We start from the raw sequence: 26,058 nt of genomic DNA, 5'->3' as shown, positions 1-26,058 counted from the left end.
TGAATATTTGTGGGCGTTGGTGTGGTTATTAATTCCATCTAAAAAAACCTCTCCAACTAAGAAGAGGTTTTACTACGACGCTGTTTCCACAATTCCTCCGCCGCCCCAGACCCCAGGACGACACCCGCAATAATCAGCACAAAGCCAATTAAGTGACGAGCGGTAAGCACTTCACCAAGAAACAGCACTGATCCTAGTAAAGCAAACATCGTATTAAAATTTATAAAGATGGCCGCTTTAGAAGGACCTACCTCGCCGACGGAATAGTTGTAAAGTAAATGGCCAACCGCTGTTCCGATAACTGCACTCGCGGCAAAGGCTAGCCAGAAATTAGTCGGCACCTCAAGAAATGTGCGAATTTCACCAGGTTCTTGGATTAGGCTGATCACGATTAATAGAAGACTCCCTATGACCATCATATAAGCTGTCATAAGGCGTGGGTCAAGGGTTTTCGCCGCTTTGGCGATAATTAAAAATGACAATACTTGTGTCGCAATCGAAATGAAAACAAACACATCGCCGACTGCTAGCCCTGCCATCCCGCCGCCAGCAAGAACGACTGAACTGACGCCGCCAAGCCCTAGGATAAAGCCAATCCACTGCATGTTGGATGGGTAATTTCTAAAAATCAGCGAAACGGAAATCGCCGTTAACACGGGGCCAGTACCAAGAATTAGACTGGCGTTCGAACCCGAAGTTCTTTCAAGCCCCATATTGAGGAAATAGTGATGACTTACGACGTTTAGGAGAGCTCCACCGAGTATGTATGGCCATTCTTTTTTCGTAGGAAGGCGAATTAATTTCAGTGCGGCTAGGATTATAAAAACGACTGCACCTGCAAGTAATAAACGAAAAGCCGTCATCGTAACGGGTCCAACGTAAAGTAATAAGTATTTGAGGAGCGGTAAGTTAAACCCCCATACGAACATCGCCAACGTCAAAGTTGCGTAGATTTTCCACATGAGCACCCCTCCTTTTTTAATCAAAAAGTAAAAGAGAGTCACCGTACTCCGATGACTTCTCTTTTTTCAAAACCGATAAACTTCTCTTTTCACCGTCAAACTAAAGACGACATAAGCAATGAACGACAATAGGATCGGAAATGTCACGGTATGCACACCGAATAAATTTCCGAATGCTTGGTTATAAAAATGTAAACCGATATACGAAAGCATGCCCGTAATCATCGAAGCGATGGCTCCGTATTTATTGCCGTATTTCCAGTAAAGTCCAAGGACGACTGGCCAAATGAAGGCAGCTTCAAGTCCTCCAAATGAGAATAAATTTAAAAATATGAGTAGCTCTGGTGGCTTGAGCGCAAGTAAAAAGACAATAATGCCCAAAATGGCTGTCACACCAAAACTAACGATTTTAATGCGTCTTTCTTCCGCATCAGGTCGAATAAAGTTTATGTAGACGTCTTTTACGATCGCCGAGCTAACGAGCAATAATAATGAATCAACCGTTGACATGATCGCCGCCATTGGAGCTGCGAGCACAATTCCAGCAAGCCATGCAGGTAACACTTCAAGCGCAACGAGCGGAATCACTTTGTCGCCGATTTCAATGCCTGGCATAACAGGTCTTGCGAAAATGCCGATTAAATGCATGTTCAGCATAATAAAACCCGTAACAATTGTACCAATCACAAGCGCGCGGTGCATCGAGCGTGAATTTTTATAACTCATTGCACGAACGGCCATTTGAGGCAACGCAACGACACCTACACCGACGAGTATCCAAAAGGACGATACGTATGCGGCAGATAAAGAACCATCTGCACCAAATGGTGTGACAAGGCGCGGGTTTTCATTCAGCAAATCTTGCATAATTGCCGGAACGCCGCCTCCTGCGATAATCACGCCGATTAGTAGAACGAGTGTGCCGATAACCATAATCGCCCCTTGTACCGCATCGGTTACCGCTACGGCACGGAATCCCCCAATCACGACGTACACAAGAACCGAAACTGCGAAAATAAAGAGTGCCGTCGTATATTGAAGTCCGGTGAGCGACTCGATTAGGCGAGCCCCCCCAACCCACTGTGCAGTCATCGCTGAGAATAAAAAGACAATAATGGCAATGGCAGATAAAATTGCGACTGCTGGGCTATTATACCGCGCCTTTAGAAAGTCAATCATCGTCACCGCATTGTATCTACGTGCCAAGATCGCGAACTTTTTCCCGAGAATGAGCAACACAAAATAGCCAGTAACGACTTGTGCCATCGCGAGCAATATCCAGCCAAATCCAACCGTGTAGGCTGTTCCAGGTCCCCCAAGGAAACTCGATGCACTGCCATAGGTCGCAACCATCGTCATCGCAAGAACAAATCCTCCGAGTTCACGCCCACCTAAAAAGTAGTCACTCAGAAAACTTTTTCCAGGGGCCATGCGCTTCGATGAAATTAACCCGATTGCGAAAATCAAAACGAGAAAAAAGACGAGTGGTAGGATTACATCAATATTCATCATTTTTCAACCTCCTCGTCAAATGACACTTCGGTTAAGAAATACTTCGTCACGACAATAACGAGTGCCGACATGAGGAGAAAACCGACGACGCAACTATAAAAAAACCAATCCGGCAAACCGAATATATATGTATAGTCTTCAACAGGTCTTGACCCAAGTCCATACGCAAAACCGAACCACCAAATAAAGTTAAAAATCGCAAGACCAACGCCAAGCCGTGCTTCTCTATGTGCAATCTTGAAACGAGGGTCCGTTTGAGATGTTTTCGTATTCATGTGGAGAATCGCTCCTTTAATTCCAAACTAATCAGTCCAGCTTCAACCGCCAGAGACTCGAGTCAGCTTTTTTAAACTATTTTACCATAAAGCAATGGCTCCGTCTGTCCTAGATTCTGTTCCACCTGATAGGACACCGGTTTTTGGGTCTCGCCAAATGATTTGACCACGGCCGAACGAGCCAGCATCGACGGTTGCTTGAATGTCATGTCCACGTCTAGCAAGGGCTTGTGCTAAATGATTTGGAAATTCCGGTTCCACGAGCACTTTATTCCCCTCCACCCATTGCCAACGCGGTGCATCGAGCGCTGCTTGTGGATTTAATTGGTAATCAATCGTATTGATTGCCAGTTGAAGATGCCCTTGTGGCTGCATAAATCCGCCCATGACACCGAATGGACCAACTGCTTGTCCCTCTTTCGTGATAAATCCAGGAATAATGGTATTGTACGATCTTTTCCCAGGTTTCAAAGCGTTCGGATGTGTCGCTTCTAAAATAAAGTCGGCGCCGCGGTTTTGTAGTGCAATGCCCGTTCCCGGTACAACAACACCCGAACCAAAGCCCATGTAATTGGATTGAATAAACGATACCATATTGCCTTCTCCGTCCGCAGCCGCTAAATAAATGGTACCGCCTGTTGGCAATTCCAGCGGTTCAGGAATTGTCGCATGTTCCCCGATTTTTTTAACGCGTTTTTCTGCATATGCTTTAGACAGCAATTCACGATAATCAATTGGCATATCTGCTTGTTCTGTAATAAACGCTTTTCCGTCGATAAATGCGAGTTTCATTGCTTCAATTTGATTGTGTAACGATTGTACGTCATGTGGGATTGGTGTTGGCAATTCGGATAAAATGTTTAGTCCCATTAACGTAATCATCCCTTGACCATTCGGCGGGATTTCCCAAATATCGTACCCTCTGTAATTCGTTGATATTGGCGTCACCCATTCAAGTTTGTAGCTTTCTAAATCTGATTTTCGTAAATAGCCGCCGTGCTTTTCCATGAACGCATCGATTTTATCAGCAAGTTCCCCGTGATAAAATGCTTCGGCGTTTGATTCGCCAATGAGACGCAATGTTTCTGCATGGTCCGGCGAGCGCCACATTTCTCCGATTTCCGGTGCCCTGCCGTTCGGTGCAAAAGTTTCAAACCATGCATGGAATTCTTCAGAAGTACCTATCTCTTTAAATCGATTGTATGCGATTTTCCAATACTTACCGAGAATTGGTGTAAGTGGATAGCCTTCTTCTGCGTAGCGAATGGCAGGTGCTAGCGATTTAATTAGCGGTAATTTACCGAATTTCTTGGCCAGTTCTGCCCATGCAGCTGGGACGCCAGGAACTGTGATGGGTGTTAATCCGTGAACCGGCATTTTTTCATGCCCCGCTGCTTTCACTTGTTCGATTGTCAAGGATTGCGGTGCAGGGCCAGATGCGTTTAAACCATGCAATTTATGATCCACCCAGACAAGTGCAAATGCATCTCCGCCGATTCCGTTCGATGTCGGTTCCACTACGGTTAAAGCCGCCGCAGTCGCAATTGCTGTATCGATGGCATTCCCGCCTTGTTGCATAATTTCAATCCCCGCTTGAGCAGCAAGTGGTTGCGAAGTCGCGACCATTCCGTTTTTCGCGAATGCTGTATGTCTTTTTGTAGCATATGGATTGTATAAATAGTCCATTGTCATAATCCCCTTTTATGTAAAATGATTTCTATGAACGTGAAAAATTAATTCCATCAACAAAGCCCCGATAATTCCAACAAGCATGCCATTTGAAAGAATCGGCCGTACCAGTTCTGGCAACGTTTGAAACGCAACTGGCGGCAGCGTCATAATCGACAATCCGAGTAACGAAGGCAGTGCGATTCGATAAACGGTTTTCGGTTCGAATGTGAGCCCTTCAATATTTCGAAGCGCTGACCTAAATAATTGTATATAAGCAACGAATAATACCGTATTGCCGACGCTATGTGGAATCGTTGAGAAAAAAGCACTGAATGTCGGCACCAGCCCAAGTAAAACAAATAAGAGTGAACCGAGAATAAATGGTGCGCGTTCACGGATTCCTGTTGATTGCAAAAAACCTAATGACGATGCATATGGCGCATTTGGCACGAGTCCGATTGCGCCCGTCACAGCCGATAAAGATCCAGTTATAAAAAAGGAAGCGCGATATTGTTTCGTGGTTGTTTCTTTTTCGAAAATATCCTCCGCACCTTTTAACGTCGCGATGGTATTCGTCGTATTTAATAAACCAGTAATGACAACCGTAATGATGATCCCCCACTCAAACGCTGGTTGCCCCCAAGGAAACCAAGTCAGAAGCGGCGTCGTTAAAATCGTTTCCGTTGCTTCTTGAGGAAATAATTGAACGGCTAAAATCCATCCGACCATCATACCGATTAATAAATTTAAGCTACTTATAACGCCTGTTCCTTTGACATGAATGAGAATCGTAAATGCCGCAAGTAGGAATGAAAATACCGCAAGCTTCCCATCGATGGTGTCGCCTGTATTTAAACCGACCATTCCTTTTAAGAAAATGGTAATGAGTTGATTCGCTAGTAATAATAAAAACACAAACATGACAACCGGCGTGAACCATTTTTTTAACAGCTCGCCCATCCCTAAAAGTCCGAACAGCGCAACAAGGACCCCGGAGATAATAACGCCCACCGCGATACTTCCGCCTACGGTCAATAAATCCAAATTCATTGCACTAGCCGTTCCCGCTAAACTTAAAATCACGCCCCACCATAAACCGGATTGCCCTTCCATCAAAGCTAAACGATGACCGAAAAATCCTTGCAATAAACAAGCAATCCCCGTAAATATAAACGATCGCTGAATCGCCGAAACGATTTCAACTTGCTCTAATTGAAAAGCGCCACCTATCGAAATCGGGATGACGACCGTGTTTGCAAACATAAAAAACAACCATTGAAAACCTGCCAGTACAGTGACCGATGCTGATAATCGCTTCATTTCCCCCCTCCATTCTTTGGTGCCTGGCCCCTAAACAAACATGTTTGTTTGAACATTCACGACTATTTCATTTAACGTGAATGTTTCGGTGACTGGCACCCATGCACCTATTCATTTCATTATACAGAATATTAAACTATTTAGGGAATCGAAGTGTTATCCTGCACAGAAAAAAGCGCCCTATTTTACTAGGACGCTTCCCATCATTCTTTTCATTTGGTTGTACAAAGTTGATAGATGTTATGAATGGCTTCGCAGTTACTAATCGTATCTTGCGCTTCGTATTCTAACTGTAAGTACGTTGTTAATTGCTCAAGTTTTTGATGCGTAAATCCCGAGAGGCTTTTTCTTGCCAATCGCGCTGTGTCAATCACCTTGAAAGCTGGAATTTCAACGCCCTCCATATGTTCAATCGCATATAAAAAATTCATATGCAGCGAAGCGTTATGAGTGACAATTGGTAACCCTTCTATAAAATCAATTAATTCATTTATTTTATCCTCGATAAATGGTGCATCTTCTACCAAGTAGTTTGTGATCGTCGTACGCTTTGTCACATCATGGGGGATATATCTACGAGGATTAATCAATGTATAATAAACTTCTGTCTTTTCGTTATTGATATATTTAATCGCACCGATTTGTATAATTCTATCCGCACCAGGTCTTGGCCCAGTCGTTTCAAAATCTAGTACAATATAATCTTCCGGAATTTGTCTAGCCATTTTATATTTTCGAATACCCATTGACGTACTTCTTACGCTTCGAGTCCGACGTCGGTTTTCCTTTAACAGCTGCTCTGCTGTAAATACCATGACAGCACCTCCTAGTTTAGTTGCAAGTCTAATAATTAGTTTACCCAATTTCATAGAGTTTAGTCCTAGTTTCAAGACTTTTTTCATAGGAATAAACATGTATATTAGGAATAAAGCGGATAGATTGGAACAAAGTCCCCATAATCCTTGGATGGCGTGGAAGGTTTACTTGAAATTTACGATTCTGGGCACTTGAACACCTCTTAATCACTAGCGAACTCCCTTCAATGAACGAACTACGCCACAGAGCACCCGAACCCCTCATAACCAATACTGAACTCCCCGCAATCAACGAATCACGCCGAATGCACTCTGAATTCCTCGCAAATGCTAATGAATTACGCGACAGAGCACTCCAATTCCTCTCAAACACAACCGAATTCCCCACAACCAAAAAAGCCACTCAAAATAGGCAGTCCGCTATTTCAAGCAGCTTGTATTCTCTAATTACAACTATTTAATCAACATCGCTTCCAAATAATTTCGCCAACCATATGCTTTCCATTCTTCTTTCTTCGGCTTATACGTCGGGAAAGTAAGAAATATTTTAGGAGCGTATTCAAATTGACGTAAAGTGGGTTCGTGCATAACGATATCCCCATAGTTTAATCCTTCTGTAATAATGGTACGCCCATTTAGATCAAAAGGTGTCGTTGCCGTAATGACTACCGGTTTACCATTATCTTCAAGTCTCGTTACTAGAACTTCACCTTCTTCAGATGGTCGAGTCCAATCTTTCTGTATCGCGACTGCATCCGTTGCGTCGTTTACAGTGACCGTCGCATTCAAATTCGCTGCAAATGGGATATTTTCTAGTGGTTCATCCGGTAACACACGAACTTCATAGTAAGCTAGTGGATTTCTTGCTTCAATACTATCTAATTCCTTGTATGCCTCAAATAGATTGTTCTCTTTTGCAGGGACTTTAGAAACGGCTAAAACATTTCCATCTAATACCTTTCCTAAAGAGCCACCTTGTATTTGAGCTTGCTGTCCCTCTTCTACTTTCTGCCACTCTTCGTCTTTTACATAAGTGACTAGCACCTGTTCTTGACTATAAATATCTACAGCCAATGAGGTACCGTGTCGCGTTACTTTAGAAACTGTTCCTGTTACAGGACTAATAAGTGCGGGTCTTGAGTCATCTTGTGCCAACTGTGCTTCGACTACAGCAAGTTGACGCGAAACATCCGTCAATTGTTGTTCAATCGCTGCAATCGCTTGGCTATATGCGCCTTCTTGGGTAACATCAACAACAAACCCTATATTTAAACCGAGTTCAATTGTTGTTCTCCCTTCAACTTCAGTTACATTTTCATTTCTGTCCACGTTGGAAGCATTATTCGAGGTCGCATTAGCACGCATTGAAGCAAGTTCATCTATCATGCCTTGCAACTCTCGTTCTTGTTGAAGTAGTACAGCACGCTCTGTTTCCCATAAATCTCGCTCCCCGTCCGCACGATCCGTGTTTAACAAGGCAAGTTCTTGTCCAACTGCAACACTGTCTCCCTCCATAACCAACCAAAGTTCAACAGCATCTTCATCATTCACATACACCGTATGGGTTTCCAACGGGGCTACTAAAGTTTCTTTAAATAATTTTTCTTCATAGTCTTTCGTTGTCATACGTTCATATTCTTTTACATAGAGTAATTTTGGTATGACACTTTTCTCGCTATAAAGTAAATAGAAGTTCGTCGCCAAAAAAGCACTCACCGCAAGCGCTATGGCGATATTTCTAAACTTAATCATGGACTACACCCCCTCCAATTAGATGATTAAACAAATCTTCAATGGGTATAAGTCCAATACTTGCCGTGAAAATCGCCATAAAGATATGGATGCCTATCAATACGAATAACAAACGCATCTTCTTCGCCATGTTCGCTGACGTTTGAATAAAATGATACTGGTATCCAATAATTATCACTGTAGTAAGCGTCAATTGATTAAAAAAGAAAATAGTAAAAGGTAATTCTAAAAATGTAGCTGCCAATGGACCAAATGATAGAAATGAAACATATGTAGCCGTCCCAGTCATATAAAAGACTAGCAAGATTAATCCTTTTTCAAGAAGCAATAAACTTGTCATTAAAAGTTGCATCGGTAAAAGCTTTCTGAACGATATGCCAAAAATAAAACTTAGCAGATAAGCTACACCAAATAAATGAAATGCTACGTACACGAATGACCAAAGCATTGAACCGAAAAGTGACGCATATCGGGCCAGCGTATAATCTGCTGTCGACATCGTTGTGAGTAAAGGCGTTAAACGTTCCGTGTTGACTCCCCATAAACTACGAAGGCTAAATAACAACACGCTTGCTAAAAAGACAACTAGAACTCGTTTCCAAAACCCTCTCATCGTTGAATGATCTAATTCAATCGCTAACTGGCGTGGGTTCGTTAAAAAGTGTCGAAATGTAAAATTAAAGAACATATCCGAAATCATTCCTATCATTCTATACTTTATTGATTTTACAACACCCATGTTTCTTAATTTTACCAAATATTTGACGTATTGTAACCTTCTATTAGAAATGGAGATACTTTAGCTGCTATCTATCTTTTTTAAGTTTAAACATTGCATATTTTGGTCATCCTACTACTAGAACTATATTCTTGGGACATATTCATCTTCATTTCCCGGGAAATCGACAAAGGGGCGAATTTTTATGAAAGACAACGAAACATACGAACTCAACTGGAAAGATGTAATTTTTGGATTAACAGGATCCACTATTTTCATTGTCTTTTTGCAATTTTTCATAAGTATGTAGCACCTATACAAGCAAACTCGCGGCAACAAAAAAACACCTATCGACTATATATTACGATAGGTGTTTTTATAATCCGCTATTCAAATTTCTTGCAGTCCTTCCGTGAGTTTATGAAATAATGATAAATCGTCCGTTTCTAGTGCGTAGTCAATCATCCGAATACGGTTCTCATTTTCTAAGGTGGCTATAATATGCTCTGACTCAATGATGACATCTTCCGACACATTCGTATCTTTGTTTGGATTCACATGCCCTTCTAATATCGTGTTTAAGTGTATGTGCAAATCTGAGATGAGTAACAACTGATACAGTGGTAAACGCAGGAATCGGCTTCCTCGTTGGAATACAAAAATTTCACCGAGATTTTCTACTTGTAAGCTTTTTAAATTAATCACAATTTCTTTACCTTCTGTCGGTACAAATTGAAATACTTCCCCTCCTTTAATAATAGAAAAGTACTGATAAGCAAACACTAACCGTAACCGAAAATCTTCTTGTTTAGTGAAAAATGGCGTCATCCTTTGAACTGAAAGCATTTAATCCCTCCTCAAGATGAAGATTCTGATTATTACTATCATTCTATCATATAAGTCTATAAAATGTGAATTATTTTTTACTATTTAGCAAATTCTATAGCTAAACTCCTGCATTAAGGTTACTTTTGCTAATCCCAATTAATGAACATGATGTACAAAAACTATTTACTATCACATCAATCATTGTGTGTAGAGATATTTTGGTTGATTGGAGTGGAGGGCGGCGACTCCTGTGGGATTAGCGGGACAGGTGAGACCCCGCAGTGGAGCAAAGCGACCGAGGAGGCTCACCGCCCGCCCCACGGAAAGCGTCCGCCCGGAACGGAAATCAACATCGTTCCCAGCAACTGGCTCACATACCATAGCAATCTTTCATATTCCTTCCTATGCATTCAAAAACTGAAATCGATTTAATTACTTACGTAATACCGCCAAAAGCGGTATACTAAAAGGAATGCTTTTTTAAGGAGTGTGAGCATGTGCACATGACCGTAGAACGAGTTTCTTATATGCATGAAAATGAACTAATGGAATTCATGAATGAAATCAAGCATTCATTGCGCCCGAACATAAAAGATGAAGCGCAAGTAGTTCAAATGGCCATCACCCTTGTTCGACGAGGAGCGGCTGATTCCTATTTATACGATTCCGCTAATCGAATGGTGATCGCAACGATACAGGGCGTTGATGAATTTACAGTGCGTTTATCATTCGATAAAAAAGATGTAAACTGTTCCTGTAATCAACCTGGATGGTGCGCCCACCGCGTAGCCGTTATTTTTCATTTATATTTACAATTTCATTCTTTAACAGATTGGACGGGTGAATGGAGACGTATGGAAACAGAGCAAATGGCATTAAAAGTGGCTGACCGCACGCCAAGCGCTTGGAATGACACGCTTGCACAACTGATGAATCCGATTCGTATTATCGGGTTAAATGAAAATCCAGCGGTCTTTATCCATAAATTTTCATTAATTGAACAAAAAGCTTCACCACTTTATCCTTTTGAATGGGAATGGAAACCACTTTTTGACATTTATTATAGATTACATGCCCTTGAAGCGGCATGGCCATATATTCACTATCACCTTGGTGAAAATGCGAATTCATTTTCTTACGGAAAGTGGTATGTTAAAAATTGGTTAACTGAACAGTTCGGGAAAATCGATGATGCTGTTACATCAATTTCCTCTAAACCGCGACTATTTGAAACGGATCCATTTTACGATGAACTTAAAAAAATGGTACGTACTTTAACACTTGAACAACCGGGACTGTATGAAGAACGTTTCCGGTTATATCGGACGTTTTGGCAACGTTTATTTTCGCAAAAATCGATGCGTGAAGAAGAACAAACAATCCTTGAAAAATCGGATGCACAAACCATTTATCCTTTACTTGCCTTCTTCTATATTATCGAAGGCCAGTATGACAAATTAGAAACAGTCAATGAGTTTGTTACACTCGATAATTTCTCAGAGTGGCTTCCTCTAGCGGATGTCGCTGATTACGAAGATGATGTCGATGCTTTAGCGATCATTATGCAAGCACTGTTACCATTTATTCACGATTATTTAATGCAATCCGTCACGCGTTCACAGCGTGCTCATTTCGTCAGAAGAATTGATGGATTGTTTGAAGCAGCTCACTTCCCTGAAGATGTACGTGAAAAAATGTTTTCTTATTACGGTGAAATTGGCGTTGACGTATACACTGATTTCCTCGTGGAACGAGAACGTTTTGAAGAGTGGGCAGCGTTAATGCACAGATACCGCGTTCCTTATGAAATAGCGGAGGCTGGCGGTTTAAACATTGCTTTAAAAAAGAACCCAGCAGCAATTCTTCCGCTTCTACACTTATATGCAATGAATTTTATTGAAGAACGTAATCGACAAAGTTATCGAAGAGCCGTCAATGTATTTAGAAAGATGAAAGCTGGTTCTAAAAAATCTGGTAAACACGACTTCTGGAATCAATATATCGACACAGTTCGAGAAAAGAATCGTCGTCTTCGTGCACTAATAGAAGAAATGGAGAAAGGGAACTTAAACTTATGACCGAACAATTTACATTGGAAAAGCATTTGCAACTATCCATTGAACAATCAGATACCGACACTTATATTGTTCGTGCGAATGAGGAGAATGGGAATTCAGTCTCTCCAAGTGAACTTGTGTCCTATCTTTTCTTCAACGATGAGCAAACATTTTTTGGACTTCTTACTGAAACAAATGAGGACCACCTTATTTTAAAAGCAGACCAACTGCTTCAGTCATTTCCTGAAAGCCATCCGTATGTAAAATTTACAGGTTTAACTGAAGAAGACACCAAACAATTACAGGCAGTACGGGAAGCAGCTGATGGATGGAGAAAACCAGAATTATGGAAGCATGCTCAAGCCGATGATAACGGCATTCACTTTGATACGGAAAAACTAGAAGTATCAACTGAAGCAGCCCAAGTTTTACAATCGGCCGTCTATAGTAAACTTGCGAATGCCATGATTCGTCCAGAACAATTAACCTTTCTCCTTCCCCATATTCAGAAGTACGGGTGGCCTGGAGAATCTCAAACGACAATTCCAGTTCGTACCGCTTTACGGTTAACTGAGCCAGAAGAAGAATCCGATTCGACTGAATGGCTACTTGAAACGGTTATCATTAATGAACGTGGTCGCCACTGGACGCCTGCGATTCGCAAAAAACATTTACCGATTGAAGAAGCATTAACCGAACGGTGGAAACCTTACGCCAAAGAGATTTTGAAACGTCAATCTGAAATGCTGTCATTTCTACATTCTTTACAACCTGAATGGCAAGACCAATTTCTTTCTATACCGATGGCTGACGCAGAAGTCCGTATTTTCCTTCAGGAAGACCTACCACTTCTTCAATCATTCGGCTTTCCGGTAATTTTACCAGCTTGGTTAAAATCAATTACTGAATCTAAAATGCGTGTGCGTACAAGTGCAAGTGTGCAATCTTACCAATCGGCCACAGGATTAGATGAAGTACTCGCCTTCGATTGGAGTTTTTCACTAGCTGGAAATGAAATTGATCAACAAAGCTTCCGACGACTTGTGGAAGAGAATCGTGAATATATTCGTTCGGGTGACGAGTGGTTCCATATTGACCCGGTTTGGTTACAAAAAATCCGTGACTTAATGGAACGGGCTGACGCGGGCGAATGGACTGTAAAAGACTTGTTATTTCAAGACGTCCCTGAAGAAATTGCACCGTTAGCGGACGATGAAGAGGAGTTTGAATCCGATCCACTTCTAGAGTTTTCCATGCAGAAATCACTACGTACCTATATGGAAACTTTAGCTGAGAAGAAAGGGCTCCCATCCGCTGGCATTCCTGCCGAGCTGAACGCAACATTACGTCCGTATCAAGAAGACGGTTATAACTGGCTTGTCTTTATGCGTGACAATCAATTCGGTGCTTGTTTAGCGGATGATATGGGGCTCGGAAAAACCGTACAACTCATCGCTTATTTATTAAATGTGCATAATAGGCCTGAAACGACTGGCCCGTCTTTAATCGTTTGTCCGACAAGTGTTCTTGGGAATTGGCAAAAAGAACTTGAACGATTTGCACCATCATTATCTGTCCATTTGCATTATGGACCCTCACGTGAAAAAGATGAAGACTTCAAGACGTTCGTACAAACTAAAAGACCAGATGTTATTTTAACAACATATGGGACAGCCTCACAAGATGGTGAGATGCTTGCTGAAACCGAATTTACAGCGATTACGTTAGATGAAGCGCAAAACATTAAAAATATGCAAACAAAACAGTCGCGCGCGATTCGTAAATTACATGGTCAGCATCATATCGCTTTAACAGGAACCCCTATCGAAAACCGTCTTTCAGAACTATGGGCGATCTTTGACTTTATTCATAGAGGTTATTTCGGTAATTTCCGTACCTTTACGGATCAGTTTATTATTCCGATCGAACGCGATGATTCAGAGAGAGACAAAAGAAAATTGCGTGCTAAAATTCGACCGTTTCTATTGAGACGTACGAAAAACGACCCTGATTTACTGCTCAATTTGCCGAAAAAACTTGAACAAAATGAGTATTGTCCACTCACTACAGAACAAGCCGCATTATACGAAAGCTTTTTGGATGAAACAAAATTCAAACTGGAAACACTGACTGGTTTTGAAAAGAAAGGCCTCGTGTTAACGATGCTGAATCGACTCAAACAATTGTGTAACCATCCAGCATTATTCTTAAAAGAGCCAAACCGCCCTGCTGCAGAAATGGTGGCTCGCTCTGAAAAATTAAAGAGCATCGTCTCGATGTCTGCTAACATTGCAGCTAATGGTGAACAATGTATTATTTTCACGCAATACATTGGGATGGGTAGACTACTTCAACATTGTCTCTCTGAACTGCATAATATTGACGCACCATTTTTAACTGGTAGTATGCCAAAAACACAACGTGACAGCCTTGTAGATGACTTCCAAAAAGGGAACTTCCCTATTTTCATCTTATCATTACGGGCTGGTGGAACTGGATTGAATTTAACGGCCGCAAACCACGTGCTTCACGCTGATCGTTGGTGGAACCCTGCAGTTGAAAATCAAGCAACAGACCGCGCTTACCGTATTGGACAAACGAAATTTGTCCATGTGCATAAGTTTGTGACAATCGGTACAATCGAAGAAAAAATTGATAAAATGCTTGAAGAAAAAGCCGCACTTTCTGCTGATCTCATTTTATCTAATCAGTGGTTGGCCGAGCTTTCCGATGATGATCTCGACGATTTATTATCATTTGGTTAATCCGAATCTCAAAGAAGTCTTCTTCTTTGGGATTTTTTTAATTAAATGAATGCAACTTGAGTTGGGTAATTCTTTATCTCACCTTATCAAATGAACGGTGCATCTTTAAATACATTCTTCTTTCTTGAACATCTTCTAATTCTCTAAGTCTTTCGTTTAAATTTGCTACCATTCGGATTAACTCGCTAATTTGCAATTCCATTCGAAGAATTTCTTTATTAATACGGTGCATGTCTACCGACACTCCTTTTTAGTACCGCTTGTACGACACTTAAAAGTAGAAGCAGTCTCTACTTATAAGTGTCCTATGCGGTTTTCTTCTTAGATAATTGGCTGGTCAGCTTCCCCAAACCGACCATTGTTTTCCCTGCCTCGTAGCATTTTTTCACAAAATGAATGTTCATTAAATCCCTATTAAGTCTCCACTTAAAATTTCCTAACGCTATTTTCTTTTTGATCAAGCCGCCGGTCTGTGAACCGTCCAATCTCCTCCTTTTCTTCAATTACATAATTGGTAAATCATTACTTTCCCTCTTCGGTAACTGAAAGTGCTCTTCCTCTGTTGACTGTGCCGCTTGTACTGTTTCAAACACCGTAGGTTCAGCATACAATTCTGCTGTCGCCCTACTTTTTGTCGCGATAAATTGTACTTTATCGCCAATCACTTCCGTCACATAAACCCGACTTTTATCTTCACGTTCATATGACCTAGATTGAATTCGACCCGATACACTAATAAGCGAGCCTTTCCCACAATGCTTTGCAGTGTTCTCCGCTAATTTGCCCCATAAAGAACAAAGAATAAAATCAGCTTCAATCTCCCCTCGTGTGTTTTTAAAATTGCGATTCACTGCAAGTACAAAATTTGTTTGGACCCGATCTCTCGCAATCTCGCGGAGTATTGGATCTTTCGTAATGCGTCCTACCAGTGCTACTTGATTCAATCGCCTACCTCCCTTCTCCATTAAAGTAAGCCTATCGTACCTCGTTAAACAATATTTTGACAATGTTGAATTAGGGAGTTTCCAGTCATATTTTGCATTGAATTTTAAGTTTTCTATCGGCCACATTATTTATTTCGCAAATATATTTAGGGTTACTCGTTTCTTTACGGATTTCTGCGGATTACGATAATACTAATTTGGTTGATTTTAAATTATTTTTGTAGGTCCTAAGAAGATGTACAGTTCTAAGAGATTGGCACTCTATTTTCAAAAGGAAAAACCGCACTTGAATCGATTTCATATTTTCTTTTTTATGTAATAAAGTTGAATGATATTTTTATTTATCCATTAGTTGTTCGTCATTAGTATAAGGGGTGTCTGTTGATTGGAGTGGAAGGCGGCGACTCCTGTGGGATTAGCGAAAGCCGTCACGAAGAACGGCTTTTGCGAGTAAAAGCGAAGCGTTATGAGCAGGAATATCCAAAAGGATGCCTTAATTTCTGCAAAAAACCGCAGAAATACGGCAAACCGCAATCTGCGTTTTGCGATTGGCTCACCGCCCGCCCCACGGAAAGCGTCCGCCTGGAACGGAAATCTACATCGTTCGGTATTTATTATAGTAAGGTTGGTTATAAAATCAATTCACTTCATAACTATTTACACATACTCACAAGCGATACTAGAATACTTTTCTTTTTACCCGTATGGTATACTCAAACTATATTTAAGGGGGATGGTGCGATTGAAAACATTTAAAATGATTTCTATCAACATTTTTCATGAAGGAAAATTTCATGACTACCCGCTCATTGACGGCATTATTATTAACCAAGAGAATAGTCATCGAATGTGGATTCTTGAAATGTTTATCGAAGGAAAGCATAAAAGTTTTTTTGAAGCCAAAATGAGCAAAGATGAATTAATTGAAACAAAAGTCGTTATATCTTATCCAGAAAATGAACCAGCAGCTTTTCATGTAGCCATTATGAACGTAAAACAAATTGGCGAAAATATTTCTGTTTTAATGAAAGGTCGTTTAAAACGAGCTCGTTCCCAATATGCAGAACAGCTTTTAGAACAACTAATTGATGAAGGTTTGAGTGGTCAAGAACTTCTTGGAAAATTCGAGTCAGACATGCGCTCTCGCCCCCGTTTAAAAAAAGACCGTCAAAATGAAGAACTAACAAAAAAATAAATCTCACAACAGATCATTCATCAATGATCTGTTTTTTTATGATTTCAAATAAAACATTCACATAATTGTTTATAAATTCACAGTTATCCATAATCTATCAACACCATCCACAACTTATCCACAAATGATTGTGATTTGCACACACTTTCTCTATTTTATAAACAATTCTATTAATAGTTATCCACAAGTGAACAGCATTTGGTTTCAAACACCAGAATTTTTTTATGTATAAAAAAAGTGTAGACAAAGTCACAAAAGACTTTATCTACACTTTAACCGCTATACACGGTTTTGCGCGGCTTGCGGTCAGCGGTTATTATTGTTGTTACCATCTAAATTCTCATCGAGAAGTGGCGCGTTATCATCGCCGAACATGTTACCATCGTTCATTCCATCATCATTTATGACGCCGCCGTTATTTCCGTTATTGTTATCGATGCCGTCTAAATCTGAACCGCCACGACGTTCATCTTGTACATCGGGTGTCCAATTTTGTTCACGGTTGTCTAAGTTGTCTTCCATCGGTGTCTCATTGTTCTCAGGAAGCGCACCGTTATTCATACAAGCACCTAAAGCTAATGTCGACATAAGAATGAACGGAAATGCTTTTTTCAACATGAAAAATTCCCTCCTTTCCACAAGCCGTCTATCATACATCGTTGCATGATACTATCTAGGTTGGTCGAAAAGTTGGGAACTATCCGTAATTATTACTGTTATTTTATTGTAAATATTTATGTTTTATTCTTCAGATGCTGGACTCACAGGACCTAGCGCAAACATGATTTCTGTTTCACAAACGATTTCACCGTCTACTGTAGCCTTTGCTTGTCCTTTCCCCATCGGTCCACGTAAACGTGTAATTTCTACTTCTAATCGCAGTGTATCCCCAGGTGTGACTTGCTTCTTAAATCGACATTTGTCAATGCCAGTAAAAAATGCAAGACGTCCTTTATTTTCTTCTTTTTGTAATAAAGCAACAGCTCCAACTTGTGCTAATGCCTCTACAATGAGTACGCCAGGCATAACTGGGTATCCTGGAAAGTGACCGTTAAAAAACTCTTCATTGATTGTCACATTTTTTAATCCGACTGCTCTTTTTCCTTCTTCAACTTCAAGAATTCTGTCAATCATTAAAAAAGGATAACGATGCGGTAAAATTGCTTGAATTTGCTCTGCTGTTAGCATGGTTCTTCCTCCTGTTTCTTATGTATCTTTATTCTTTCCCTTTAATAATGTCCGTAATATGCGTCCATGTTGCCTTTTTGAATACATCACCCGGATCACCATCACCTATGACACTATATCCCGTATAGAGTCCTATTGTCGCAACGACAACAAGCAATAAGAGCACGAGAATCGTTCGTAACCAAATCGGGATTAACCGAATTTGTACCCACTTTACATTCTTCTCATTGTCTTCATGCTCTTCATTTCGTTTCTGTTTTTTTAGTTTTAGGCGTTCTAAACGTGATCCTATTTTGGATTTTTGCTTTTCCTCTGTTGTTGAAACCTGTTTAGACACTGCATCTTGCTTATTTTCTTCATTCATTGTTCAATACTCCCTATGAAGCTTATCTAATGCCGTTAATAAGACCTAGCATTTGATCAGCCAGCGTGACAGCACGCGCATTAAATTGATAATTTCGCTGAACATTGATAAGATCTGTCATTTCTTTTTCATAATGAACGTTAGACGTTTCGAGGACTCCGTTCTGTAAACCAATTATATTTCGATCAGCACCTTGGAGGTTCGTGAAAATCTCCTCTTCTGTCACGCCTAATTCCGCCATATTTCGCGGTAAACCGATATAGGTTCCTGATAAATGTTCCATAAAGTTGGGGCGCTCAATGACAGTTATACCTAGCTCAATGCTAGTTACAGTACCGTTGTTACCCGTCACTTCTAGTATACCACCAGGTTGAACACTATAATGGGCAACATCATCATTAAAAACGATTGGCATACCTTGTGCATTTGCAATCGGATTTCCATCATCATTTACTAACATCAACTGCCCACCTTCAATCGGCGTGATGTAAAAGGAACCTTGACGTGTATAAACAGTTTCTTCTCCGCCTTCTGTCGGCATAATGACATTAAAATATTGCTTTGGCGTCGTCAATGCAAAGTCTAACTGCCGTTCGGTCGCTTGCAGTGACCCCAATTTCCAATTCATTTGCGTCTGTGCAATTTTTGCCCCAGTTCCGTACCGAATCCCTACCGGAGATTGACGCGGTGCGCGGTCCGCTTTGTCGTTTGTAAATTGTTCATATAGCATTTCTTGAAAGCTTGCTTGACTTGCTTTGAACCCATGCGTTGAAGCGTTGGCAAGGTTATTTCCAATAATATCAAATTGATGTTGGAGTTGATTCATTGTATTCGTTGCTGTAATCATCGTCCGTATCATTCACTTATAGTCTCCTTATTTCTCGCGAATCATGCTTTGATTTATACTTTTCCAACTTCATTTACTGCTTTTTCCATACTACGATCATAAGCTTGCAAAACTTTTTGATTCGCTTCAAAGGCACGATAAGCAGTGAGTAAATCCGTCATTGTGCGACCAGCATCGACGTTCGACCTTTCGACAAACCCTTGTTGAATGGAATATGTCACATCGGGTATATTATTCACTGTCATTAAGTTGTCCCCGTTTTCCGTCACGAATAAACCTTCGCCCTGCTTCATCAGCGTATCTGGTCTTGCTGCGAATGAAATACCAAGTGTTGCAACTACGTTATCATTTTCCATAATAACACCAGATTCGGTAACACGAAAGTCATCGCCTTGAAGTGTGATGCGGTTGCCATTCGAATCCAACACATAATACCCTGCAGGAGACGTTAATAAACCGTTTGCATCAAGGGCAAAATTTCCGTTTCGCGTATAGTATGTCCCGCCCTCGTCATTTTCCAACGTAAAGAATATCGTACCTTGAATGCCAGTTTCTTCGTCTGTCGGCAAAAATCCATCAACGAGCGCAACATCTGTTGTTAATTCCGTTTCTTGCAGTTGACCTTGAATAAACAACGGCAATGTTTCTTGCATATATACACCAGTTGAAAGCGGTCCAATCGGTGCAACACCTTTCAAGTTGAACCCATTTTCTGTTGGAATACGGGTTGATTGCACACTTGACAGAAGCATTTCAGGAAAGGAACGGATGGAAGACTGTTCAGCCTTAAAACCTGGTGTATTCACATTTGCCATATTGTTTGTTAACATTTCTGTCCTGCGCTGTTGGGCAATCATACCAGAGGCAACTGTATAGAAACCGCGAAACATAATTTCAACTCCATATTGTTATTTTTTGCTTGTCTTATTAATATTTTCTAAAAGTAAGCTCGTTCCAATTGCAACACAATCAAGCGGATTTTCTGCAATAAATACAGGTACTTTTAATTCTTCCGCTAGCAATTGATCAATGCCATGCATCATAGCGCCTCCGCCTGACAAAAAGATGCCTCGATCAATAATATCAGCTGAAAGTTCAGGTGGCGTTTTTTCAAGCACATTTCTTGCAGCTTGTACAATCATATAAGCTGATTCTTGTAAGGCTCCTTCAATTTCTGCTGACTTGACTGTTATCGTTCGCGGAAGACCAGAAACCATGTCACGGCCCCGAATATCCAATTGTTCATTACGAGAACCTGGGAAAACAGTACTTACTTCAACTTTAATTTTCTCGGCAGTACGTTCACCGATGAGCAATTTATACGAGCGTTTAATATATTGAACGATTTCATTATCGAATGTATCACCAGCTACATTTATCGATTGTGAGGTCACAATGTCACCCATGGATAATACTGCTACATCCGTTGTTCCACCACCAATATCAATGACCATATTACCGCTCGGTTGAAAAATATCCATGCCCGCACCGATTGCAGCCACTTTCGGTTCTTCTTCTAAATAAATCTTTTTTCCTCCCGCTTTTTCCGCTGCTTCACGAATCGCTTTCTGCTCAACACTTGTAATATTCGTCGGGCAACAGACGAGTATGCGAGGTTTAGAGAAAAATCCTTTTACATTTATTTTATTAATAAAATGACTTAACATTGCTTCAGTTATATGAAAATCAGCAATAACGCCGTCTTTCATCGGTCGGATTGCAACAATATTTCCTGGTGTTCTACCTACCATTTTCCAAGCTTCTTCACCGACAGCGAGCACTTTATTTGTTTGTTTTTCAATTGCAACGACTGATGGTTCGTTAAGCACAATTCCTTTTCCTTTTACGTGCATTAAAACGTTTGCCGTGCCAAGGTCTATTCCGATATCTTTTGCAAACATGATTCCTGTTTCCCCTTCCATCTAATCAATGGCCTATTATCAATTAATACATAGATGCGACAGGCGAGTTGACTATTAAAGCCCTATTTCGCACTGTGTTTACCTAGGTCTAAAAACACAATCATCAGGCGCGCTACTAGGTATATTACTCCAACCGATTTACGCCACTTTTTAACTATATCATCTCAAAATTCGTATTAAATCCGTTCGAGTTTTATCATTCTACAAGAAAAAAATAAACACTCTTAATATTTAATTTTACCATAGTTTCTGGTAAAAGAATATCCGAAAGAACTATTATTTAGCTATCATTTTAGCTTTGATAGACCTATTCCGTTACTATTTCAGCAGACAGATTTTCTTAAAAAATGATTCCGCTCACACATTGACTTCCATTTGAAGCTAACGTTTTTCACTTCAGCCAATTATGCGTTAAATAAACATAAAAAAACGACCCGCAATATGCGAAGTCGCTTTCATTACTTACTTGCCTCTTCTTCTTGTTTTTTCGATTCATTGATCCACTTAATCCTTGTTGCTTCGCCACCTCGTAAATGTCGAACTGATTTATGGTAGGCGAGTATTTTTGCAACCTCTTCTGACAGTGATGCATCTACATTCGGCAAACGTTCTGTCAGGTCTTTGTGTACTGTGCTTTTTGAATAGCCTGTCGCCTTCGCCAATGCTCGTACCGTAACTTCAGTTTCAAGCAGCAGTTCTCCGAGGCGCACGCATCGCCTCCGTATTTGCTCGTGCACGCCCTCTTCCTTTCCTGTCAGCTTTAAGTCTTCTTCTAATATATGCAACAGGAAAGGCCGGTATGCGCGCAATTGATATCATTCTTATACTTTGGCGGTGCGTATTAACAGTTATGGGTAAACAATACAACGAACCATTTTGCACAAGAGTCAGTAAGCGTTAAAAACTCTTCAAGATAAGTTCTAGAAACCTAGGTAAGATCCTGGATTAACAGGTTCATCATTGACAAGTACTTGGAAGTGAAGATGTGTGCCAGCATTCGGGTTCCATTCATTAGCCGAAGCATTTCCGAGTGGTTCCCCTTGTGTTACTTCTTCACCTTTTTTCACGAGAACACCAGATAGAGAGCTGTAAACTGTTTTCATTCCATCAGCGTGAGAAATGATTACTTCATCGCCTTGGAAGACATCTGTAACAACTTCTTCAACGACACCCGTTGCCGCAGCAACTACTTCAAAAGGTTGGTCGTCTATCGAAATGGAGACACCTGTGCTTGTTTCGTATGTTTGATTAAATACAAGTAATGAGTTCTCCTGTACGGACTCTTCTGCTTCCAAATCATAATAGTTTTGCAAGATTGCGACGTCGTCTAGCAACTCTTCTGAGAATGGATACTTAAGTACTTCCTTTGATGCGTTTGTTTCTACAACCAATTCACCGTTGTCGGAATCACCGCCCATTGTACCGTCCGTTAATTCTGGAGCATCATTTTTTACTAGTGCACTATACCCCCAGACCATCCCTACGAATACAATTGCGATTCCCGAATAAACGGCAGGCCAAAGCCAATTTTTCTTCTTTGTTTGTTTGTCCTTTTGAGAAGGAGATTTTTTTTCTTCTCTCATAATCATCACCTCACTTGCATTCTTTGCAAGTTAAGGTGTTTTTAAACATTCAGGATCATTTATTAATATTTTTTTTATTTCTGTGTCTAAATAATAGTGTGCAATGATTTCATTTGCCGTTAAACCTTGCTGGGCAAGTGCCTCAGCTCCGTATTGACTCATCCCAACTCCATGTCCATAACCGACTGTATCAATGAGTACAAGGTTATTAGTAACGTCGAAGGCAATATCAAAGTCCGTTGATCGGAGGCCAAGAAGCTCTCGAATCTCTCTACCTTCTTTTTCAAAACCGTCCGTGACCATCTTTTGAACGCGTCCCGATGAGTTACGAATGAGTTGGAGGGACTCAAACATCGTCGCATCCCAGTTCATACCGAGTGCTTCATTCCATTTGGCTAGAGGAATTTTGTTTTCTTCTTTATAAACTGGCGTTAACGCTTCTTCTCCTGCGCTGTCAACACTTTGTAAATAAGGAACATCTGCGCCACTGTAATTTTGAGCTGTTTCCGTTTTTCCATTTGAAGTTGAAAAGAACATTGCCGAAATAATCTCATCTTCATAGACGATGATTTCGCCTGCAGTTGCACGAACAGCTGCGTCAATTTTCTTTTCATTTTTCTTGAATTCTTTTCCCCAGTTTTTCTTGCGCTCTGCTTCTGTATAAAAAACTTGAGCAGAAACGTCTTTAGCGATTGGCTTTACTCCTTTCTCCGTTGTTCTAAGGGCGTATGTACGTGCTGCAAGCGCTTGGGCTTTCAAAGCTTCCTCATGGAAGGCTATTGGCATTTCAGCAGCAACGACTCCTTTTACGTATTCTTCTAGCGCGAAAGGCTTGTCCACCCCTTGAACGGTAATTTCAAATGGACAGTATCCCCCCTCCTTTTTTGTTTGCTCAGCTTGGGGTTTTGGAGATTCTTTAATGATGAGTAACGGAAAGAAAAACAATAATAGAACAAATATTGAAAGTGCTATCCATAATTTTCTCATAGTAGATTATATGAAAATGAAGAAACTTTATTCATTTATAATGGGTCAATTTATACTCTTGAATGTTTTGGTATATGGTATGTTCGTTGATTGGAGTGGAGAGCGGTGACTCCGGTGGGACTAGCGAAAGCCGTCACGAAGAACGGCTTTTGCGAGTAAAAGCGAAGCGTTATGAGCAGGAATATCCAACAGGATGCCTTAATTTCAGCAAAAACCGCAGAAATTAAGGCAAATCGCAATCTGTGTTTTGCGATTGGCTCACCGCCCGCCCCACGGAAATAATAAAAGCTGAAGGAGGCGGTTAGATGCGATAAGCATAAGACGAATTAACGGAGTGACGCTTTTTGTCACGCAGTTAATTTGGCTTATGACTCGAGCATCTGCCTCCTGAAGCTGGAATAGCGTCCGCCCGGAACGGAAATCAATATTATTCGGAGATTATTGTAGGTTTTAATGTATAAAAACAAAATTATTGTACAGACTTATAAAGTAGTTTTTTCAGAAGTAAAGTTTTCCTATCAATTAAAAAAGCTATCGTACAAGACGATAGCTTTATCATGCATAGACTATAGAAGAAGCCCACCTTCTCCTATAGTATTTACGATATTTTCTCTGGTAGGATAAGACACAATAAATGTATAAATCAATTGCTTCAATTATGATATTGAATCATTTTATATACAATAAGTGCTTGTTACAAAAGAAAAAAGGATTATTCATATTAGTTGGAAAGTGTGAATTTTTTTCCTTCTTTTACTTCTGAAGAAACACGTTCAATGTCTGCGCCAAGTGCTTCTAATTTCTGATGGAAATTAACGTAACCGCGATCTAAATGGGATAGTTCCGTTACACGCGTTACACCTTCTGCAGCTAATCCAGCAAGAATTAACGCAGCAGCAGCGCGCAGATCCGTTGCAGCAACTTCTGCACCTTGTAATTTGGATGGTCCTTCTAACACTACGGAACGTCCTTCAATTTTCACGGAGCCGTTCATGCGACGGAATTCTTCTACGTGCATAAAACGGTTTTCAAATACGGTTTCAGTAATGACACCTGTACCAGTGGCTGTTAACATCAGTGCCATCATTTGTGATTGCATATCTGTTGGGAAGCCTGGATGCGGCATTGTTTTTAAGTCTACGGATTTAAGTGGATATTCCGCATAAACACGAACACCTTCATCAACTTCGACAATATTCACGCCCATTTCGCCCATTTTCGAAATAAGCGCAGCATTATGCTCAGGAACTGCGTTTTCAATGATGATGTCTCCGCCTGTAATCGCGGCTGCCACCATGAATGTTCCTGTTTCAATACGGTCAGGTATAATATGATGTGTCGTACCATATAGTTTAGATACTCCTTCTATACGGATGGAGTCCGTACCAGCACCAATAACTTTACCGCCCATTTCATTAATAAAGTTTGCCAAGTTTACAATTTCAGGCTCTTTTGCTGCGTTTTCAATAATGGTTGTGCCCTTTGCGAGTGCAGCTGCTGTCATAATGTTTTCCGTTGCACCAACACTTGGGAAATCTAAATAGATTTTTGCACCTTTTAATCCATTTTCAGCTTTCGCTTCTACAAAACCGTGCCCGAATGTAATTTCTGCGCCCATTGCTTCGAACCCTTTTAAATGTTGGTCAATCGGACGTGAACCAATTGCACATCCGCCCGGTAACGCAACACGTGCAAAGCCATTACGGGCAAGTAGTGGACCCATTACAAGAATGGATGCTCTCATTTTACGTACATACTCAAATTGCGCTTCGCTAAACAATGTGCTTTCCGAATCAATGGTTACTTCATTATTGTCTGCATCCGTTTCTACTTTTGCATTCAAACTTTTCAATACTGCGCTAATTGTCGTCACATCTGAAAGGTTGGGTACGTCACGAATAACGTTCTTCCCTTCAGAAGCGAGTAAAGCAGCTGCCAATACCGGCAACACAGCATTTTTTGCCCCTTCAACGCGGACATTACCCGATAGCTTACGTCCGCCCTTAATAATAATTTTATCCATTTCATAGTCCCTCCGACTCTAAGTTGTAACTCCATAAAGTATATTTAAATGTGCATTTAAGTTGATTTTCTTTTATTAAATCCCTCTTATTGTACAGCTTTTTTATACACTTCACAAGAATTTTAAGACCTATGTTTGACTTACGTAAGATGTACTATAAGGTATGTAATCTTTTAGCAATTCGTGTCAATATTCGTCATTCTTGCACGGTTTATACTGTTTATTCCCTAAAGGATTCACAGTAAACTTTATTTTGCCGGTTACCTGTCATCGCCACGTGTATAGTTCCTGCAAGTTTGCCCATTATACATGTGGCGATAACAAGTAATG

General features: G+C 40.6%; 25 protein-coding genes. 4 read left to right on the top strand and 21 right to left on the bottom strand.

Annotated elements, in window-relative coordinates; all coding sequences use genetic code 11:
• Positions 1-56: 56 nt before the first annotated feature.
• From AB1H92_RS02225 to AB1H92_RS02185, 9 genes are all read right to left on the bottom strand, one after another.
• The gene (locus tag AB1H92_RS02225; protein ID WP_311157241.1) at positions 57-962 is read right to left on the bottom strand and encodes a DMT family transporter; all 906 of its coding nucleotides are present in this window, start codon (positions 960-962) and stop codon (positions 57-59) included.
• Between the two features lie 66 nt (positions 963-1,028).
• Positions 1,029-2,471: a sodium/pantothenate symporter gene (panF, locus tag AB1H92_RS02220; RefSeq protein ID WP_115364007.1), complete on the bottom strand. Its 1,443-nt coding sequence runs from the start codon at positions 2,469-2,471 to the stop codon at positions 1,029-1,031.
• Positions 2,471-2,749 (bottom strand): YhdT family protein, encoded by a 279-nt coding sequence (locus AB1H92_RS02215; protein WP_115359967.1) that lies wholly within the window; start codon positions 2,747-2,749, stop codon positions 2,471-2,473. Before AB1H92_RS02215 ends, panF begins: the two co-directional genes overlap by 1 nt.
• Before the next feature lie 81 nt (positions 2,750-2,830).
• Complete coding sequence (locus tag AB1H92_RS02210; protein WP_115359966.1) at positions 2,831-4,435, bottom strand: gamma-glutamyltransferase family protein; 1,605 nt, start codon at positions 4,433-4,435, stop codon at positions 2,831-2,833.
• Positions 4,436-4,450: 15 nt separating this feature from the next.
• Positions 4,451-5,740 (bottom strand): uracil/xanthine transporter, encoded by a 1,290-nt coding sequence (locus AB1H92_RS02205; protein WP_115359965.1) that lies wholly within the window; start codon positions 5,738-5,740, stop codon positions 4,451-4,453.
• 212 nt (positions 5,741-5,952) lie between these two features.
• A complete protein-coding gene (locus AB1H92_RS02200; RefSeq protein WP_166739556.1) occupies positions 5,953-6,555 on the bottom strand; it encodes a PolC-type DNA polymerase III in 603 nt (200 codons plus the stop codon).
• A gap of 453 nt (positions 6,556-7,008) precedes the next feature.
• A complete protein-coding gene (locus tag AB1H92_RS02195) occupies positions 7,009-8,307 on the bottom strand; it encodes an efflux RND transporter periplasmic adaptor subunit (protein ID WP_115359963.1) in 1,299 nt (432 codons plus the stop codon).
• Positions 8,300-9,007 carry a hypothetical protein gene (locus AB1H92_RS02190; protein WP_134268509.1) on the bottom strand — a complete coding sequence of 236 codons (708 nt, stop codon included), beginning with the start codon at positions 9,005-9,007 and terminating at the stop codon, positions 8,300-8,302. Before AB1H92_RS02190 ends, AB1H92_RS02195 begins: the two co-directional genes overlap by 8 nt.
• Positions 9,008-9,415: 408 nt before the next feature.
• Positions 9,416-9,871: a transcriptional regulator gene (locus AB1H92_RS02185; protein ID WP_115359961.1), complete on the bottom strand. Its 456-nt coding sequence runs from the start codon at positions 9,869-9,871 to the stop codon at positions 9,416-9,418.
• 479 nt (positions 9,872-10,350) lie between these two features.
• On the opposite strand from AB1H92_RS02185, the gene AB1H92_RS02180 reads away from it, so the two are divergent.
• Positions 10,351-11,931 carry a hypothetical protein gene (locus AB1H92_RS02180; protein ID WP_115359959.1) on the top strand — a complete coding sequence of 527 codons (1,581 nt, stop codon included), beginning with the start codon at positions 10,351-10,353 and terminating at the stop codon, positions 11,929-11,931.
• A complete protein-coding gene (locus tag AB1H92_RS02175; protein WP_115359958.1) occupies positions 11,928-14,675 on the top strand; it encodes a DEAD/DEAH box helicase in 2,748 nt (915 codons plus the stop codon). Before AB1H92_RS02180 ends, AB1H92_RS02175 begins: the two co-directional genes overlap by 4 nt.
• A gap of 73 nt (positions 14,676-14,748) precedes the next feature.
• Here the strand turns inward: AB1H92_RS02175 and AB1H92_RS02170 are convergent, their stop codons facing one another.
• Together AB1H92_RS02170 and AB1H92_RS02165 are read right to left on the bottom strand one after the other, a co-directional pair.
• Positions 14,749-14,907 carry a hypothetical protein gene (locus tag AB1H92_RS02170; protein WP_166739557.1) on the bottom strand — a complete coding sequence of 53 codons (159 nt, stop codon included), beginning with the start codon at positions 14,905-14,907 and terminating at the stop codon, positions 14,749-14,751.
• Positions 14,908-15,178: 271 nt separating this feature from the next.
• Complete coding sequence (locus AB1H92_RS02165) at positions 15,179-15,619, bottom strand: single-stranded DNA-binding protein (RefSeq protein WP_115359956.1); 441 nt, start codon at positions 15,617-15,619, stop codon at positions 15,179-15,181.
• A gap of 381 nt (positions 15,620-16,000) precedes the next feature.
• Between AB1H92_RS02165 and AB1H92_RS02160 the strand changes: the two genes are divergently transcribed.
• On the top strand, positions 16,001-16,375 hold the full coding sequence (locus tag AB1H92_RS02160) for a hypothetical protein (RefSeq protein WP_115359955.1): 375 nt from the start codon (positions 16,001-16,003) through the stop codon (positions 16,373-16,375).
• Positions 16,362-16,814 carry a YwpF family protein gene (locus AB1H92_RS02155; protein ID WP_115359954.1) on the top strand — a complete coding sequence of 151 codons (453 nt, stop codon included), beginning with the start codon at positions 16,362-16,364 and terminating at the stop codon, positions 16,812-16,814. The genes AB1H92_RS02160 and AB1H92_RS02155 overlap by 14 nt, the downstream gene beginning before the upstream one ends.
• 306 nt (positions 16,815-17,120) lie before the next feature.
• On the opposite strand, the gene AB1H92_RS02150 is transcribed toward AB1H92_RS02155, so the two are convergent.
• The 10 genes from AB1H92_RS02150 to murA form a co-directional block, all read right to left on the bottom strand.
• Positions 17,121-17,432 (bottom strand): hypothetical protein, encoded by a 312-nt coding sequence (locus AB1H92_RS02150; RefSeq protein ID WP_115359953.1) that lies wholly within the window; start codon positions 17,430-17,432, stop codon positions 17,121-17,123.
• Between the two features lie 123 nt (positions 17,433-17,555).
• Positions 17,556-18,002, bottom strand: a complete 447-nt coding sequence (gene fabZ / locus AB1H92_RS02145) for a 3-hydroxyacyl-ACP dehydratase FabZ (protein ID WP_115359952.1) — start codon at positions 18,000-18,002, stop codon at positions 17,556-17,558.
• Positions 18,003-18,030: 28 nt separating this feature from the next.
• Positions 18,031-18,366: a DNA-directed RNA polymerase subunit beta gene (locus AB1H92_RS02140; RefSeq protein ID WP_115359951.1), complete on the bottom strand. Its 336-nt coding sequence runs from the start codon at positions 18,364-18,366 to the stop codon at positions 18,031-18,033.
• A 22-nt stretch (positions 18,367-18,388) separates the two neighbouring features.
• Entirely contained in the window at positions 18,389-19,225 is an 837-nt protein-coding gene (locus AB1H92_RS02135) for a flagellar hook-basal body protein (protein ID WP_115359950.1), read from the bottom strand.
• Between the two features lie 41 nt (positions 19,226-19,266).
• A complete protein-coding gene (locus AB1H92_RS02130) occupies positions 19,267-20,103 on the bottom strand; it encodes a flagellar hook-basal body protein (RefSeq protein ID WP_115359949.1) in 837 nt (278 codons plus the stop codon).
• Between the two features lie 18 nt (positions 20,104-20,121).
• A complete protein-coding gene (locus AB1H92_RS02125) occupies positions 20,122-21,114 on the bottom strand; it encodes a rod shape-determining protein (RefSeq protein ID WP_115359948.1) in 993 nt (330 codons plus the stop codon).
• 479 nt (positions 21,115-21,593) lie between these two features.
• On the bottom strand, positions 21,594-21,872 hold the full coding sequence (locus tag AB1H92_RS02120; protein WP_115364006.1) for a sporulation transcriptional regulator SpoIIID: 279 nt from the start codon (positions 21,870-21,872) through the stop codon (positions 21,594-21,596).
• Between the two features lie 183 nt (positions 21,873-22,055).
• A complete protein-coding gene (locus tag AB1H92_RS02115; RefSeq protein ID WP_115359947.1) occupies positions 22,056-22,718 on the bottom strand; it encodes a M23 family metallopeptidase in 663 nt (220 codons plus the stop codon).
• A 30-nt stretch (positions 22,719-22,748) separates the two neighbouring features.
• The gene (spoIID, locus tag AB1H92_RS02110; RefSeq protein ID WP_115359946.1) at positions 22,749-23,705 is read right to left on the bottom strand and encodes a stage II sporulation protein D; all 957 of its coding nucleotides are present in this window, start codon (positions 23,703-23,705) and stop codon (positions 22,749-22,751) included.
• 721 nt (positions 23,706-24,426) lie between these two features.
• On the bottom strand, positions 24,427-25,728 hold the full coding sequence (gene murA, locus AB1H92_RS02105; protein ID WP_115359945.1) for a UDP-N-acetylglucosamine 1-carboxyvinyltransferase: 1,302 nt from the start codon (positions 25,726-25,728) through the stop codon (positions 24,427-24,429).
• Between the last annotated feature and the right edge of the window lie 330 nt (positions 25,729-26,058).

This window comes from Sporosarcina pasteurii, assembly GCF_041295575.1.
Lineage (GTDB): Bacteria > Bacillota > Bacilli > Bacillales_A > Planococcaceae > Sporosarcina > Sporosarcina pasteurii.
The sequence above is the reverse complement of the archived record's forward strand: the minus strand, read 5'-3'. Positions and strand labels throughout refer to the sequence as shown.

Excerpts from the sequence above, each read along its gene's own strand:
- AB1H92_RS02225 (WP_311157241.1), bottom strand. The coding sequence starts at position 962 with ATGTGGAAAATCTACGCAACTTTGACGTTGGCGATGTTCGTATGGGGG.
- panF (WP_115364007.1), bottom strand. The coding sequence starts at position 2,471 with ATGAATATTGATGTAATCCTACCACTCGTCTTTTTTCTCGTTTTGATT.
- AB1H92_RS02215 (WP_115359967.1), bottom strand. The coding sequence starts at position 2,749 with ATGAATACGAAAACATCTCAAACGGACCCTCGTTTCAAGATTGCACAT.
- AB1H92_RS02210 (WP_115359966.1), bottom strand. The coding sequence starts at position 4,435 with ATGGACTATTTATACAATCCATATGCTACAAAAAGACATACAGCATTC.
- AB1H92_RS02205 (WP_115359965.1), bottom strand. The coding sequence starts at position 5,740 with ATGAAGCGATTATCAGCATCGGTCACTGTACTGGCAGGTTTTCAATGG.
- AB1H92_RS02200 (WP_166739556.1), bottom strand. The coding sequence starts at position 6,555 with ATGGTATTTACAGCAGAGCAGCTGTTAAAGGAAAACCGACGTCGGACT.
- AB1H92_RS02195 (WP_115359963.1), bottom strand. The coding sequence starts at position 8,307 with ATGATTAAGTTTAGAAATATCGCCATAGCGCTTGCGGTGAGTGCTTTT.
- AB1H92_RS02190 (WP_134268509.1), bottom strand. The coding sequence starts at position 9,007 with ATGATTTCGGATATGTTCTTTAATTTTACATTTCGACACTTTTTAACG.
- AB1H92_RS02185 (WP_115359961.1), bottom strand. The coding sequence starts at position 9,871 with ATGCTTTCAGTTCAAAGGATGACGCCATTTTTCACTAAACAAGAAGAT.
- AB1H92_RS02175 (WP_115359958.1), top strand. The coding sequence starts at position 11,928 with ATGACCGAACAATTTACATTGGAAAAGCATTTGCAACTATCCATTGAA.
- AB1H92_RS02170 (WP_166739557.1), bottom strand. The coding sequence starts at position 14,907 with ATGCACCGTATTAATAAAGAAATTCTTCGAATGGAATTGCAAATTAGC.
- AB1H92_RS02150 (WP_115359953.1), bottom strand. The coding sequence starts at position 17,432 with ATGTTGAAAAAAGCATTTCCGTTCATTCTTATGTCGACATTAGCTTTA.
- fabZ (WP_115359952.1), bottom strand. The coding sequence starts at position 18,002 with ATGCTAACAGCAGAGCAAATTCAAGCAATTTTACCGCATCGTTATCCT.
- AB1H92_RS02140 (WP_115359951.1), bottom strand. The coding sequence starts at position 18,366 with ATGAATGAAGAAAATAAGCAAGATGCAGTGTCTAAACAGGTTTCAACA.
- AB1H92_RS02135 (WP_115359950.1), bottom strand. The coding sequence starts at position 19,225 with ATGATACGGACGATGATTACAGCAACGAATACAATGAATCAACTCCAA.
- AB1H92_RS02130 (WP_115359949.1), bottom strand. The coding sequence starts at position 20,103 with ATGTTTCGCGGTTTCTATACAGTTGCCTCTGGTATGATTGCCCAACAG.
- AB1H92_RS02125 (WP_115359948.1), bottom strand. The coding sequence starts at position 21,114 with ATGTTTGCAAAAGATATCGGAATAGACCTTGGCACGGCAAACGTTTTA.
- AB1H92_RS02115 (WP_115359947.1), bottom strand. The coding sequence starts at position 22,718 with ATGAGAGAAGAAAAAAAATCTCCTTCTCAAAAGGACAAACAAACAAAG.
- spoIID (WP_115359946.1), bottom strand. The coding sequence starts at position 23,705 with ATGAGAAAATTATGGATAGCACTTTCAATATTTGTTCTATTATTGTTT.
- murA (WP_115359945.1), bottom strand. The coding sequence starts at position 25,728 with ATGGATAAAATTATTATTAAGGGCGGACGTAAGCTATCGGGTAATGTC.